Annotated in this window: 14 protein-coding genes, 1 tRNA gene and 2 pseudogenes; 5 read left to right on the plus strand and 12 right to left on the minus strand. The window is 58.7% G+C overall.

The features are described from left to right. The first annotated feature begins 20 nt into the window (after nt 1-20). Nucleotides 21-116 (plus strand) — tRNA-Sec (locus tag AB4Y40_RS23260). Between the two features lie 355 nt (nt 117-471). Here the strand turns inward: AB4Y40_RS23260 and AB4Y40_RS23265 are convergent. The 4 genes and pseudogenes from AB4Y40_RS23265 to AB4Y40_RS23280 form a co-directional block, all read right to left on the minus strand. Further along, nucleotides 472-1,053 (minus strand): YMGG-like glycine zipper-containing protein, encoded by a 582-nt coding sequence (locus AB4Y40_RS23265; RefSeq protein WP_368689768.1) that lies wholly within the window; start codon nt 1,051-1,053, stop codon nt 472-474. A 543-nt stretch (nt 1,054-1,596) separates the two neighbouring features. Beyond that, complete coding sequence (locus AB4Y40_RS23270) at nt 1,597-1,911, minus strand: hypothetical protein (protein ID WP_368689769.1); 315 nt, start codon at nt 1,909-1,911, stop codon at nt 1,597-1,599. Nucleotides 1,912-2,298: 387 nt separating this feature from the next. Continuing rightward, nucleotides 2,299-2,651 (minus strand): annotated as a pseudogene (locus AB4Y40_RS23275) (DUF3772 domain-containing protein); the annotation flags it as partial. Nucleotides 2,652-3,251: 600 nt separating this feature from the next. Continuing rightward, a complete protein-coding gene (locus AB4Y40_RS23280) occupies nt 3,252-3,563 on the minus strand; it encodes a hypothetical protein (RefSeq protein WP_176369011.1) in 312 nt (103 codons plus the stop codon). A 321-nt stretch (nt 3,564-3,884) separates the two neighbouring features. Between AB4Y40_RS23280 and AB4Y40_RS23285 the strand changes: the two genes are divergently transcribed. The 3 genes and pseudogenes from AB4Y40_RS23285 to AB4Y40_RS23295 all read left to right on the plus strand — a co-directional run. Then, a complete protein-coding gene (locus tag AB4Y40_RS23285; RefSeq protein ID WP_368689770.1) occupies nt 3,885-4,067 on the plus strand; it encodes a hypothetical protein in 183 nt (60 codons plus the stop codon). A 57-nt stretch (nt 4,068-4,124) separates the two neighbouring features. Then, on the plus strand, nt 4,125-4,535 hold the full coding sequence (locus tag AB4Y40_RS23290) for a hypothetical protein (protein ID WP_368689771.1): 411 nt from the start codon (nt 4,125-4,127) through the stop codon (nt 4,533-4,535). A 188-nt stretch (nt 4,536-4,723) separates the two neighbouring features. Further along, nucleotides 4,724-4,843, plus strand: a pseudogene (locus tag AB4Y40_RS23295) (AI-2E family transporter); the annotation flags it as partial. Between the two features lie 176 nt (nt 4,844-5,019). Here the strand turns inward: AB4Y40_RS23295 and AB4Y40_RS23300 are convergent. From AB4Y40_RS23300 to AB4Y40_RS23325, 6 genes are all read right to left on the minus strand, one after another. Further along, nucleotides 5,020-5,592 carry a hypothetical protein gene (locus AB4Y40_RS23300; protein ID WP_368689873.1) on the minus strand — a complete coding sequence of 191 codons (573 nt, stop codon included), beginning with the start codon at nt 5,590-5,592 and terminating at the stop codon, nt 5,020-5,022. A gap of 127 nt (nt 5,593-5,719) precedes the next feature. Next, nucleotides 5,720-6,535 carry a hypothetical protein gene (locus AB4Y40_RS23305; protein WP_368689772.1) on the minus strand — a complete coding sequence of 272 codons (816 nt, stop codon included), beginning with the start codon at nt 6,533-6,535 and terminating at the stop codon, nt 5,720-5,722. Nucleotides 6,536-6,766: 231 nt separating this feature from the next. Further along, nucleotides 6,767-7,192, minus strand: coding sequence for a PRC-barrel domain-containing protein (locus tag AB4Y40_RS23310; RefSeq protein ID WP_368689773.1), 426 nt, complete (start codon nt 7,190-7,192; stop codon nt 6,767-6,769). Nucleotides 7,193-8,551: 1,359 nt separating this feature from the next. Then, nucleotides 8,552-8,959 (minus strand): hypothetical protein, encoded by a 408-nt coding sequence (locus AB4Y40_RS23315; protein ID WP_368689774.1) that lies wholly within the window; start codon nt 8,957-8,959, stop codon nt 8,552-8,554. Between the two features lie 414 nt (nt 8,960-9,373). After that, nucleotides 9,374-10,201, minus strand: coding sequence for a pirin family protein (locus AB4Y40_RS23320; RefSeq protein WP_368689775.1), 828 nt, complete (start codon nt 10,199-10,201; stop codon nt 9,374-9,376). A gap of 3 nt (nt 10,202-10,204) precedes the next feature. Beyond that, a complete protein-coding gene (locus tag AB4Y40_RS23325; RefSeq protein WP_368689776.1) occupies nt 10,205-11,380 on the minus strand; it encodes an NAD(P)/FAD-dependent oxidoreductase in 1,176 nt (391 codons plus the stop codon). Nucleotides 11,381-11,598: 218 nt separating this feature from the next. Between AB4Y40_RS23325 and AB4Y40_RS23330 the strand changes: the two genes are divergently transcribed. After that, nucleotides 11,599-11,982 carry a winged helix-turn-helix transcriptional regulator gene (locus tag AB4Y40_RS23330; RefSeq protein WP_368689868.1) on the plus strand — a complete coding sequence of 128 codons (384 nt, stop codon included), beginning with the start codon at nt 11,599-11,601 and terminating at the stop codon, nt 11,980-11,982. Nucleotides 11,983-12,193: 211 nt separating this feature from the next. On the opposite strand, the gene phbB is transcribed toward AB4Y40_RS23330, so the two are convergent. Beyond that, nucleotides 12,194-12,934 carry an acetoacetyl-CoA reductase gene (gene phbB, locus AB4Y40_RS23335; protein WP_368689777.1) on the minus strand — a complete coding sequence of 247 codons (741 nt, stop codon included), beginning with the start codon at nt 12,932-12,934 and terminating at the stop codon, nt 12,194-12,196. A gap of 433 nt (nt 12,935-13,367) precedes the next feature. Continuing rightward, nucleotides 13,368-14,180, minus strand: a complete 813-nt coding sequence (locus tag AB4Y40_RS23340) for a helix-turn-helix transcriptional regulator (protein WP_368689778.1) — start codon at nt 14,178-14,180, stop codon at nt 13,368-13,370. Nucleotides 14,181-14,235 lie beyond the last annotated feature (55 nt).

Here is a 14,235-nt window from a genome sequence, read left to right on the forward strand (position 1 = left end):
GGTTGGTTGGATTTGGTGAAGGAAGGCATTCGTATCCGGTGGTACGGCCGGGCTTCAAACCCGGTTGGGGGCGTCAGCCGCTCCCGGGTCAGTTCGACTCTGGCTGCCTTCCGCCAGTTTTTTTATGGGGACCCCGATCCCCATCAGTTGCGGAGGTAGCCATAAAGCTTCCGCCTGGAAGTCGACAATGTCGGGACGACGCGGACGTACGCTCCTGTTTTAATAGGAGGGCTTGTCTCAACGGGCACATTGCGCGGAGATTTTTCGACAAAGTTCAGCGCCGTCACGCGAGAGAAGAATACTTATCGCAATAGGTTGATCTTGCGTCGATCTCTGGAGAAAACCAACAGATCGAGCACGCGCCCGCGAAGACCGGGAGACGCGCTGTCCCCAAAGTGGCTGGAAACGGTTCAAGGCAGCTGTGCGCCACGGCGGGGAACGCGTGCCAGGCCGCTAGCCTCAACAGGAGACTCACAAGTAACCCGGTGGCGGGGGCGTGTCGTAGGCCGGCGGAGGTGGCGCATTGTAGGCCGGCCGAGGTGGCGGTGCTTCGTCGCGAGTCTGAGATACAGCGGCGGCGGCCGGGACTGGCACACGCTCGCCATTTGCGTACATGCATTGAATGTACGCCTGGTCATAGCGAGTTTGAAGGCTGGTGGCGGCGCGCTGTGCTATGCCGGCGCCGATCATGCTGCCACCGAGCAAGCCCATACCTGCACCGACTGCCGCGCCACGGCGGCCGTTGAACGCGGCACCTGCGGCGGCACCAAGCGCGGTGCCGAAGGCCGTACCGCCGAGCGCGCTGCTTCCTGAGGCCGATTGAGTGTTGGCGCCGCCTGTCTGCCCGGAAGCGAATTGCTGGCACATCGCGTCATCGCTGCGGAATTGTTCGAACGATTTGCCGGTGCCGGGCAGCGCCATCACTGTGGGGGCCATCGGCGTGGCAGCGCAACCGGCGAGCGCGACGATACCGGTTGCGATAGTCATGGCAACTACGACGAATAAGCTCCGTTTCGCGCTCGGAATCGGGGAAATCAAATTGTTCCTGCTCATGTCATTTCGTCCCGGCCGGTTTCGCAGGCACCTCTACCCAACCGCTCGAACATACCTTGACGTATGGGTAATATTTCTTCGTCGCTGGGCAATACCACCACGAGCCCACCGCCGGACTTTCCTGGGCCTTTTCAACATACGCGGTCGTCGGCGATGGCTGGATCGATTGGACGACGACGGGGGATGGCGCTGCGTAGAACATCGGCGCGGGCGCGACCATGACCGGAGGCGGCACCCCTACCACTACCCCGATGCGCGTATGCGCTTGCGCATTGCCACACAAGCATGCGGCTATAGTTGTCAAAAAATGTATAACTATCCTCAATCGCACAGCAGTGTCTCTATTCAATGAAGCGGGTATAGTCGCGATCCGGCGCACAACGGCTGGCGATTCCAGACAGGAACGCGAAGGACCACTAACTTCCCGACGTACCGATGCAGCTGACGGAAGCACAGTTTTGTTCGACGTCCTACACCGGCGTCGCGTTACGCAAGACTTGACAAGACTGGAAAGGTTTGCCGATAGCGCGCTTCGACGTCCAATCAACTTTCCTGATAAATCGAACGATAGGAGGCCAGGCGCGACGCAGTCGTTGCGCCGGAAAGCGATGAATCGTATTTCACTGCGCTGGCTCTGCTGAACGCCTGCTGTCGAGCCGCCAGGCTCGCCAAAGTCACGTGCATGTCCGCAGGACTGGGCGAATAGCCATCGATGCGTTCGCAGTCCGCCTGCTGCAGTTGAACGCTGGCTTTGCGCGCCAGTTCACGCGCCAAAGGATCGTTGTTCTCTGCGGATCTGACAGTGGAAAGAGGGAGGACTGACACGACCGTGAAAACGGGCATGGATGCGTTCGCCATGGTGAACTTCCTATCTTGGGCGTCGGAGACAATGACGCGGATTATCTGGAAATGACCTCGGGAGAATCTGGGGATCTTTCTGCCTATGGTCTCGAGGAGCGTAATATTCGTATCCGCGTATTTCAAACGGCTTACATAAATTCATTGTTTCCGGGTATGCAACGTTCGTCGCCAGATAGTGCGCGAGCCGTCGTCGCTGCGCCTTGGCCGGAAAGACCTGCGCTACGCCTCGACGCCGCTCCGCAGTATTCCGGGCGTTCGCCGATACGCTCGTTGCGCCTGAAGAGCTGCCACTGGACGGCTCGCCCGCAGCCCCGCCACGCCCATTGCGGAGGCACCCCGGTGCGGTGCATGGAGCAAAATCGTTCGCAGGTTCGACAAAGGGATTATGTACGCAAACAACGTGAGCAACGACGCCCACACGCGGGACTCATTTCTGTTTTGGGCAACAACTCCCTGTCGAACCATCTGCGCACGGACCGCACCAGAAATATTCCGACGCCGCATGTGAGCAGGGCGCTGAAGATATGAGCGGGGACGATAGTGAGCGCACGCAGCCGGTCGCCGCCCAGAGCCAGGGCGCCTACTACGACAACGCAGACGGCAGCGTGAATCAGACCCGCAAGTGTCGACCGACCTTCCGGTGAATTTCCGGCTGCGGCCATTGCCGTACGTACCCGGTTCGCATGAAACAACGAAGCGCCGATGGTCAACGCGACGATCAACGCGACTAGACCGCGAGTGCAATGTGGACGAAATCGCGACAGCTATCAGTCAACGCCAGGCGCGGCCAAAGGTCGTCGCCGTGTTGCCACGTCTCGTTTGCCCCGCCAGTGTTCGTCGGGTGGTCGATGAAAGAGGCAACTGCAAGACAAACATCCATAGCGGCCGCGAGTGTCGTGTGCATTTGCGCAGGACTTCGCGGCCGCGAGCAGCTTCTATCAGTTCTATTGGGGGAATTGCGGAAGCGGTGACGAGGGGGGCGTCGGCAGTTTAGGGAGCTGTGTCGGCAACTGTGATGGAAGCTGGCTCTGGGCTTGAGACGTTCCCTGCGCCAGCTGCTGCGACGAAGGCTGCTGTGACGAAAGCTGGCTCCGGGCTTGAGACGTTGCCTGCGCCAGCTGCTGCGACGAGAGCTGCTGTGACGAGGGCTGCTGTGACGAGGGCTGCTGCGAAGCGAGCTGCTGACACGTTACGCTTTGGGCGAATACTGACGAGCTGCTAAGGACAACGAACGCTGCCAAATAAAGTCGTTTCATGGTTATCTTCTGGTTTTTGAGGAATCAAGTTAACTTCGCCGGCCTGCGAAACCGGCCACCTGAACTGTCGCGCCGCTAACTTCAAATATCCGATATCACGCTGCTGCCGGAAACGGGTTGCACTGACGAATGCTTTGCGGACGAACCTCTCACGCCCCCATATTGTTCAAACGCCTGTTGTTGAGCTTGCATCCGCGCCTTGGCGCATGCAAAGTCCATCGGATAGCCGGCGGCGGCGGTTGTTCTGTCCAGGTAGCTTGGACCCTGCTGCCGAACCGGAACGCGCACTTGTTCGCTCATTGGCGAGCCAGTGCTGTGTGCGAATGAAACAGCCGGTACGGATAGCACAGACGCGAGAACGGTACTTGGGATGAACTTTCTTGCCTTTGCCATGATGGTCTCTCCACTAGCGCGTCGGATACAAGAGAACGCGGATTTCTGAAATAACGTGCTGGCGCAGCACAGTGTCTTGCCGCCAGTTCGTTGAGCGAGAGTCTATCGAATTACTAACCACTGACAAGCAACTGCGCGGCAACGAACAGTTCCTCCGGGCGCAACGTCGGAAGCTCGCACGGACCAGCCCATCGCCGCGTTCGTTGGCAAGATGGAAACAGACAATTTCGAGCGGCGATTCAAGGTCTGCGGCGCATATACTTCCCGCCGTCACCTCATCCATCAGGTGCCGGATTCTTATTGTCCAGAGAAGGAGTACTTATGGAAAAGAAATTCATCGCGAGGATCGGTAAAGCAAGACCAGAAAGCGCTCACCAGATCGTACGGGCCGCGCTTCGCAGTGCTGCTACGGCGTCCACGCCCAACGGCGCCATTGACCTGCTTGGCGAGGCCCTGCTGGATCTGGAGCGCCTGCTCGCACTGAATAGCGAGCAGATGCACTGAACTTCATCGGTTCACGTGGCCGCCCCAGAACAGATGCAACCCTCCAGTGAGGTATCAATGAAGAAGTCACTTGCCGCGCTGCTCCTGCCGATAATGGTCCATGCCAATGCGGCTACCGATGCGTCAATCGAGACCACAGTCGTGGGCGCTCCGGCCACTGACTCGAACGGTGGTTTCATGGTACTGGCGTCGGTGGATCAGAAATGTCGCTACTACGGCGACCTTTGGGAAAGGCCGCGGGAACCCCGCGGCCTGGTTGAACAGATCAAGGCGATGCCGCGTGGCGGGAAAATATACGAATGGGTAGCTGTCGTCAGGTATTCGGCATGTGTGCAGCCGGACGGGAGGGAGTTCAGTAAACCGGTTTCACTGGTTTCACCGGCTGGCAAGCGGTTCCATCTCGGAGATAGTGCGGTCCTGCGAGCGGCAACGCATGCCGCGGAAGAGGGCAGATCAGACCATAGTTGACGACATAACCACAAGTGATGATAACATCACATCTGTGGACTGCGGGCGTGTTGCCGCTGTCGCCATGCGGTGCCCGCAAATGCGTGGTGATCAGGGCAGGGTAAAGGCAGCGCATGCGAGTCAACCCAGTTTGCGGCGCCGCTCGCGTGCCGAACAGATGCTTTAACGCCGAAAGGTCGTACCTATGATTGCCTCATCGCCAATCATTGTTCTGGGGAGCCGTTGCCTTGTCGGCCGGCGTCTTGCTATGGATCCTGCGTCCCGTCCTGACGCCGTTTCTGCTCGGTGCCATGATCACGTACATTTTGCTTGGGCGGCTCTCGAAATTCTCCAGAGTCTCGCGATCTAATGCCTGCCGATCCTCCGTTTGCTTTAACACTTTGATATGCTTCCCAGACAAGCGCGTTAGGAATGTCATACGACTTGGTCATTGTGCTGTCCTCCTCCCGCCTACGCGGTTGACACAACCCACTGCCTGGATAATTCAGCCCCTTCGCTCCGCCGCCATTACAGCGGCTTCGACACTACTACGAGCTGCTCCGCCCCTTGGTGGCGCATCGCTACTGTCGGCCTCGCCTTTCGAGCTTGTGCCTTTCGCTTTCCATCGCCACCGAAGGTTCCCGCAGTTCAACGTAAGAGCCTGGATCAGACTCACGCTGCCTCTATGTCGGACACCGCCTGGCCCGTAAGCCCACCATCGCCAACACCCGTTCGCGCTCAGTGAGGGCTTGGTGCCTGGCTGCGACGCGAAGTCCAGACGCTGCATGGCCAACTCCATGGCGTGCACATGGCCGTGAGCGAGGGAGCCGGTGACTTCGAACGCCTGGCCCAGCGGGACGAACGTCTCGCCCTGCAGCGAGCGCCGAATGATCTCGACCAGCGACTCGGGCAGATGCGAGAGGTTGCCCAGCGTCTCGTTCTTGACCTTGCCGTCCTCGCGGTAGCTACGTCGCAGCAGGTGCGGTACACCTCGCCCTTGTAGGTGCGCGACGTAGTGACGACATGAGCGGTGCCGGTTCTGGATGCCATGCACGAAGATATAGTCGAAAAATCGCATACTTCAATATATTTTAGTGACTACATTATGAAGCCAATAAAAGCGCCCAAAGGGCGCCAATATTCAGCCATCACGCGGACTTGCGGCCGCGTGATGAGTACGGGGAAGTGGGGAACTCAGGGTTGCCCTAAAAGCCAGGCGGGGGCGGCAAGGGTAGGCCGGGTGGGGGGGGCAGCGATGGCAGGGACGGAGGCGACGGAGGGGAGGGCAGGGACGGAGGGGAAGGCAGCTTTGGCAACGCACCAACGGGCGGCTTGAGCATACTGATAACGGATTTGAGCTTCTGGGCGATGGCCTCGGTGACCGCCTTTTTCGCCTCGTCCGCGAGCGCCTCGCACACGGCACCGATGATCTCCGGCGGAGTGGCGCCGTTCGTGGTCACGCCGATATTGGCGAGATGCAGCGTAGGCAGCGGTACCGTAAGCGCGCCTCCAGGCAGGTGAATGTCAAGTGATAGCGTGCCGCCCATGACGGTAAGGTTGCGGATGATGACCTTGCGCGCGTTGCTGCCGCCCTGGATGGCGGCCGGGGTGGCGGAATAGGCTTGGGCTTTGTTCTTGATGGTCTCCAGGTTGCTGGTGTCGGTGGGACTTTGCGCCTCGTAAGTAATCTGCGGTGCGATCACTGTGGCGGAATCAACAATGACAGGGCCGCCGCCGAGAAGTGAACTGCTCTCCACATGCAAGGCGATACGGTCCACCACGACGGCGTAGGGCGAAGAGAAACCAGTGGGGTTGCCCACGGTAAGTCCATCAAGCGCGCCCACGCTGGTTAAGGGCGAGAATTCGACGCTACCCACGAGCACCTGCGTCTGGGTCGCAAGCGCGCCGTCCGTCTCGATAGTGGACTTGATGGATGGTTCGAACCGGGCGAGCAGGGTCCACAGCGCAATAGCGGCGACGGCGAGCAGGGTGGCAACGGCAAGTCCGAGGGATTTTTGCATGGTGTTGGGTAACCCGTGAAAGGCGGTGGGCCGTCCAGACGCGCGGCATGTTCGGACGGGGCGACTCCGCGATACCTCCATCCGAACAGTGCTGGGGCTGAGTGTTGAATGCGCAGCGTAAGGGGGACTGAAGGGGCAAGCGGTTGAGCGCGACGCACGAGTCCGGCGATGGGTCGTTGCGACCGACGTTGCCAGCCGCAACGACCTCAGCTTAGGACTGCTGGAAACAGGTCACTCCGCCTGAACCTTCTTCGGCTTAGGCGGCGATTGCACCTTTGCGTACTGGAAATCAGGCGTTGCCTTCAGGGCGTCCCTGGTGGCGCCCGGCAGATATAGATTGCCGCCGCGCACGTCGAGTGCGGCGATGGGCACAGCTAGGTCATGCGTGGCGACGCCGAGGAAGCCGCCTGTAGCGATGATGGCCGCCGAGACGGAGCCGTCCGGGGCCACGATCAGATCTTTGATCGCGCCGATTTTTTCGCTCTGGTCGTTGTAGACCGATTTTCCCAGCACGCTCTTCTTGACGCTCCATCCCTGCAAAAGCGCCTGGGACTGCTCAATAGTGACGCTCAGAGGCTGTGTGCCGGCGAACTGTGCGTGCGCATCGATACATGCTGCAAGTGCCACTGCTACCAATACTGCCTTGTGCAAAGCCATATCGCTCACTCGATGGTTAGAATCGGTTTCTTGCACGTTCTTCGGCCCCCCCGGGGGCGACGCCGGCCGAGAGCCCGTATGCCAGATCGTTGGGCGGCAGTTTATCCACTTGCTGTCGGCTTACAAGCCCCGTGGCGCCAACTCATAGTTCCCGTGTTCGCAACGTTGAGAACCAACGACGCTTGGTCGATGATCTGTAAGCGCCAGTTTGCGCCCACCTGGCTTCCGTGCTTGAGAAGGTTCACGATTGCGTCCCCAACTCATCTTGCGGACGCAAGCTTCGACCGCGTGGACAAGCAACGACTGATTGATGCCTGCTGCAACCGGGCGCATTGCTGTCTGCAGTCGTCCCGGATTCGGATAAGAAGTGCTGATCGGCGCCGTCAGGCAACGCCCGTTCGGGCCGTTCCCACCGAGCAATTTGATAGTCGCAAGTCGCCAAAACCCTCGATCAGGCGAACGGTCGCACCGTCGCCCGCATGGAAGATTCACTGGGAATAGCGGCGACGGCCTGACGGGGACGGTGCGGAATACGCTTCAATGCTATCTATCTAGGATGGCTATGTGATTTAACATAAATTAAATGATCGTTTTTCGGTTTGTAGTCCTATGTTTTTGAATCGAAGCGGCGATGACGTCGCGAGGCGATCTGGCCTCAAGGCGATTACGCTGGTGAAAGCAGTGGTCGTGAGTGTTAAGAACGCGAGCGCTGTTGGTGAATAAAGGGCTGGATCCACGTCTTTTTAAGCGGTCATGTGTCAAAGCGACAGTAGTTGCCTGTCTTCGCTGCCATTACGGGGTGTGGGAGGCGGATTTCGCGGCTCAAACGACAAGAATTGGTTGGAAAACAGCGACATTAATTGGTGAACTCCACACGTCAGCAGTGTAGAGGTAGCCATAAAGCTTCCGCCTGGAAGTCGACAATGTCGGGACGACGCGGACGTACGCTCCTGTTTTAATAGGAGGGCTTGTCTCAACGGGCACATTGCGCGGAGATTTTTCGACAAAGTTCAGCGCCGTCACGCGAGAGAAGAATATCTTTATAGTAATGGAGTCTTCATTTCTGACGAAAACTTCCGCCGCTCACACAACTAATCTTGTAGTCCGATTTCAGCTAAGGGCGTATATACCCGTGCGTCTTTGCCACCGCGTGCGTGGCTCCGCTGCGTTTGAAGCGGAATAACGTGCGTGCGCCCTTGCACTCGCATTGAAAAGTAGAGGTAAGCTTCAGCAGGTCAAGCAAAAAACGTGTAATCCTTATTATCTCAGTTCTCCGTGAGCGAGACGTTTGCGCGAGCCGTGACATGCCTCCCCCGGAGGCCTTTTCTTCCGAAGCGGGCGCGGCGCGGCACCTGGCGCTTATCTGGAAAGCTTCGCCCGCATGCGCGCAACGCCGATTAGGCGCGTGGCGAGCGATCCGTCAGGCGGCGTCTCCTGCAAGGGCGCCTCTCGGAGGAAGGTGACGAGCACCTTGATCTTCTCGATCGGCATCTGTGGTGCGATGGAATTGCCAATACTGTCCGAGCCCAGCAGGAGGCCCTTACCCGGAAAGAGCTCTCCCGGGTAGAACTTCCGAATGGCCCAGAAACGCCGCTCCGCAATGGGCGTGAGGAGCCTTTCGCTGTCGACGTAGATCGCGTCCCCGTTGGGCAGCGGCACTGCATCAAACAGCGTGCATTCTATGAGTCGGGATATTTGCTCGTAGTCGCCGTTGCACCTGATCTTTCTGATCGTTGTTGCATATGGGTCGATAAGGATGGCCTTCACCGTCTGTCTCCTTTGTCCCAGGGTAGCTGGATAGCTGGAGCTTCGCTGGCCAAAAAAAGACAAAAAAACAAATGTGCCGAGGTTCTCTGCGTAGCGGGAGGCCGAGACAGACCTCAACACGGGCGGTCATGCGAAACGGTGCGTGGTTCCGATGGGCTTTCCTTACATCCGACCTCTAATACGCGTGGCTTCTGCCGCATTACGAGGCGCTGTGGATCGACGCGAATGCGATTTTCGTCGTGTACATGGTGGCACGGCCTGGTCGGAATTCGGTCCGCATCCGCTTCCCGCTCCTGCCGCTGGCCGCAGACAAGCGCCCCCGCGTTGACCCGCAATGGTGCGACGCGGGCCCTGCTTGCCAAGGGCAAATCGTCTTGGCGTACGATTTTCCCCAAACTCTGAATTCCAGCACAACTAGACAAAGCGCCCTGCCTCAAGGTCAGCGAACGCCTCCGCAATTTCGCTATCGGAGTTCATCACGAACGGGCCGCCGATGGCAACGGGTTCGTCGATCGGTGCACTCGAGCAAATCAGCAGCTCGGTTTGAGTATCGGCGACGATCGGAAGCGACTCCGCTTGCGACGTCGGTTGCGATTGCGAGGCCCAGGCTACATTTCCCCGTGCAACCACCTGGCGAGCCGCACCCAACTGCGCTGCCCCTTCCATCAACCAGGCAAAGCAGCGATCGCCTCCCGGTATGGGAAGGTCATAAGAAGCGCCAGCCTCCAGCGTCAAATGAATGAACGTTATAGGCCACGTCGATCCGAACGGTACGGTCTCGTCGCCCAACTTGCCCGCGTAGACCCGAGCTAGCACCCCCGGAGCTTCCACAGTTGGCGCATCGGAACAGCGAACATAGGCGTATCTGGGCTGCACCCTCTTTAGCGCGCTGGGCAGGTTCAACCATAGCTGTAACGTATGCACACCTTCCTCGCCCGGTAGTTCACTGTGCAAAACGCCGCGGCCCGCCGTCATGAACTGAACATCCCCGGCTTTCAATACACCGTGCGCGCCGGTGTGATCTGCGTGGTGCAATTCCCCTGCAACGACATACGTAACAGTCTCCATACCGCGGTGGGGGTGGGTGGGGAAACCGCCCGGCTTCGCAAACCAGTCTTCAGCCATCAATAGGAACGGGCTGTTTGCAGTGACGTGGTATGGGTCGATGACAAGGCGTGCCACATGGTTGCGGCCACGCGCTTGCTTGGCGCCCACCGTTTCGACGCGATCGATCAACAACATGATTCACCTGTCTCCTGCCGCGGCCGTCTGCCTGATACCGGTCTGGTGTATGAGGACATCGGCTTTTGGCACTCCCAGCGTCTTGCGATACTTGGGTACGAGCATGTGCGCGGATTTGGCCATCCTGTTGAGCCATCCTGTCGTGACCAATCCGATTCCAGGCAATTGCGACGCACCCGCCCGGCTTCCTAGCGTGACGACCATCGTCGGATCGTTCGTCTTGGCCTTGTAACGCTTGAGTGCATCTGAACGCCCCTCGAGCACCGACCGGATGTTTGCTTCGGCCACTTTGACTTGACCTTGCACGTGCCAAGCCATCTTGTTCTCGGCCAAGTCCGTGATATCGCCGAGTGCAAACACGCTGCGTTGTCCGCAAACGCGTAAAGTCGGATCGACTTTGATCCGTCCTGCCGAGTCGAGCAGTTCGAGATGCCGTCCCCGCATAAACGCAGTGTTGGGCTGCCCGCCGATGCACCACAACAGCAGATCATAGGAAAGCGTGCGGCCGCGGTCGGTTGTCGTTTCTCCGCCGGGGGCAAACACGTCGTCGGTCGACTGACTTCCCGACAGTCGCTCGTTCACGATGACGTTGACACCGCGTTCGGCCAATACCCGTTGCGCGTGGGCGGCGAGTTCTGGCGTGGTTCCTCCGAGGATTCTCGGCCCTGCCTCCAGCACGGTTACCCGCTTGTCTGGAAACGCCTCGCTGAGCTCCCCTGCGACCTCGATCCCGATGGGGCCGCCGCCAACGATCAATACGCTCTGCGCTCGCTGCAGGCGCGCATGGAAGCGGCGATAGAAGGTCTTGCGCTCCTCGAGCGTGCCTTGCTCCGAGCGCATCAGCGGGTTGGAAAAACGGCTGCCGGTCGACAGGACGCTAACGTCGCTTGATAAGGTCGACATGTGGCCATCCTTCTCTTGCACCTTTGCCGCATCCGCGGACCACTCGATCAGCCGTCCGCGAATGTGCCTGACTGTCGGCAGCGCTGCCGAGAACGGGATGATTGCCGCCTCGGCGAAGTTTGGCGCAACGAGGCTACGCGGCGCCGACATGGGCACTTCGAAGTAGTCGAGCGGATCCACGAGCGTAACCGGATAATCCGGGCTTAGCCGGCGAGCCAGCGACGCGCCGGCGATTCCGCCGCCGAAGATCGCAACGGTTTTTGAAGAAAGCGGCATAGAAGATCCTTCTTTTGCGAATGGGCACACGAACTCCGACCGCAAGGCGCCGCGCATGTACACTTAAAGGTTACCTTTGATAACCTGGTAAAAATACAGTACTGTTTAAGACACTACAAGAAGGCACATGTATGTTACCGACCAGGAAAATTCACTCGGGCAAGCAGCCAGCCGAGAAGCAGGTGCCACAGAATGGCAATTCCTTATCGGCGCTGACCATGCAACACGTAGGCTCTGAGGAAAGCTCGGCCTGCCAGACAGTGGGCACGGTGCTCTCGCGTATTGGCGACAAATGGAGCATGCTCGTCGTCATGCAGCTAGCGGACGGCCCTCGTCGCTTCAACGAATTGAAAAGAGCGATCGGCGGCATCTCGCAGCGCATGTTGACGCTTACTTTGCGCGGACTCGAGCGAGACGGTATGGTTATGCGCACCGTATTCCCGACCGTTCCGCCGAGGGTCGATTACTCGCTGACGGAGTTGGGTCAGTCATTGAAGGCGCCTGTAGAAGCGCTTGGCATTTGGGCGTTCGAGCATCTTGCCGCGATCGAGGAAGCGAGGCAGGCCTTTGATATTCGGCATGGACTCGATGAAAGCACTTGATGGCCGAGCCTACCGGGCATGGTGGAACCGGAACCGGCGTCAGATGGCGGTTTCACCGGCCCACGCGGCATGCCCTGTGAGCCGGTACCAGGTGTCGAGCCATTCCAGCGCTGATAAGCCTTCCTGCGCCGGTCGCCCAAATGTCTCCAGCGCCGTTTGCGGGCGCAGGAGACAGCGTATTCGCGGCCGTAGCTGCAGGTGCCGATGACGGCTAGCTCATGTACAGGCCGCCGTTTAGCGAAAAGTCTGCTCCCGTCGCGAACCCGGCTTCGTCGCTGGCAAGCCAGGAGACGATTGAGGCAATTTCAGGGGCTTCCCCGAGACGGCGGACCGGAATGCTCTGAACGATGGCATCCAGTATCTCAGGGCGCACTGCGCGAACCATGTCAGTCCCGATGTAGCCCGGAGACACTGTATTCACGGTGATCCCCTTGGTTGCGACCTCCTGAGCAAGCGACATCGTAAAACCGTGGATGCCGGCCTTGGCGGTCGAGTAATTAGTCTGGCCGAATTGCCCCTTCTGACCGTTCACGGACGAGATGTTGATAATTCTGCCCCACTTTTTGTTGACCATCTCGTCGATGACCTGCTTGGTCACGTTGAACAGGCTCGTGAGGTTAGTCGCAATGACCTCGTTCCAGTCCTCCCTGGACATCTTGCGGAACACGCCGTCCCGAGTGATGCCTGCATTGTTGACCAGCACGTCGATGTCGCCGACCTCCTTCTTCACCTTTACAAAGGCAGCCTCGGTCGACTCCCAGTCAGCGACATTGCCCTCCGACGCGATAAACGAGAAACCCCGTTCGGCTTGCTCAGCCAGCCACCGCTCTCGTCGCTGAGATTTCGGCCCGCATCCTGCGACGACAGTGAGCCCGTCCGTGTATAGACGCTGGCATATCGCCGTTCCAATTCCGCCCATGCCGCCGGTTACATAAGCAATCCGCTTCGCCATATCATTCGCTCCAGGTGGGTTACGGTGACTCCGGTAAAAAATAACGGACGTCGTTTAAGACTTGCAACGCTACGTTCTACTGAGTGATTCAGGGGGAAGCGGCTTTGTTGCGTGTGGGTCAAAACATCCGAAGGTGCTGTGCCTTAGATGTGACCGACGCCATGTGTGGAAACGGTCACGCGCACGACTTCTTCGCTCACGCGGGTGCAATCGATTTTTGCAGGGTCTTAGGTGACGATCGTTGGCTCATCTCGGATCGAGACTCTCACGTATGACTTTTAGTTATCGCGCGCTAGGGCTTTGAGGGCGCATGCTTACGCTAACCGGAATTTTTTTCAATTTCAAGTGCTACCTTCGAATTCTTATGCGGGACCTTGAGTGGCTGGAAATTATCGGCGCATGTCGCGCAATGACGTGCGTTTCTCAGACGCTTTCAACGCGTCGCGGTGAAAGTTCGGTCGCCGGCAAGTTCCTTGCCGATCTGTACGCGCACATGCGCGGGATTGGAAAGAAAAGACGGCGTGAGCCCGAAGTATCGCTTGAATGTTCTGCTCAAGTGCGCCAGATCGGCGAATCCCGTGGCATGGGCCATTTCGGTGAGTGTCGACCTTGTGGAGAAGAGTTCTGCCGCCTTGCGCATTTTCACCCATAGCAGATATTCGCGAATCGAACTTCCTGTCGCAGACGCAAAGAGATGGGCGAGGCGGCTCTCCGATAATCCGCAGAAATGAGCCAGTTGCTGCGGATTCGTGCGCACCGGAACGTGCGTCGATAGCCAGGAGGCGACCGCGTCGACGCGCGCATCGATCGGTTGCGATCTCGCGGCCAGGGGAAACAGCGTGTTCAGAATCTGCTCCGAACCGGCGCGAATCTGTTCACAGTCTTGTGGTTGACCCAGCGCTGATTCAGCAGTTCGCACCACGAAATCGTCGGCTAGTTCCGAAAGATTAACGATTTGCCTTCCTTTCAATACGTGTTTAAGCAGGTGCTGGAAAAACGCGTTCGTCAACTCCAGTTGAACACTGTAAAGCCCTCCATTGCGTGCTTCAATCGAGCGACTGACGTTGGGGGCGACAAGGAGGATCCGCCCGATGTGGCACTCCCGCGCCGTTGCGATCCGCAGCGTCTCCCCTGTAGAGACTGCCAGCACCATGACAGGGCGCGACGTCCAATTCGCCGCGAAACTCGGCGAAGTGTAAATGATGCGATCCGCCAAGATCGAAAGAGACGCAACCGGATTGTCCATAACCAAATTCGCCGAACACGTCGTCGGCATGCGGTAAGAAGGCACGTTCTGGGTT

Source organism: Paraburkholderia sp. EG287B (genome assembly GCF_040965595.1).
Classification (GTDB): Bacteria; Pseudomonadota; Gammaproteobacteria; order Burkholderiales; family Burkholderiaceae; genus Paraburkholderia.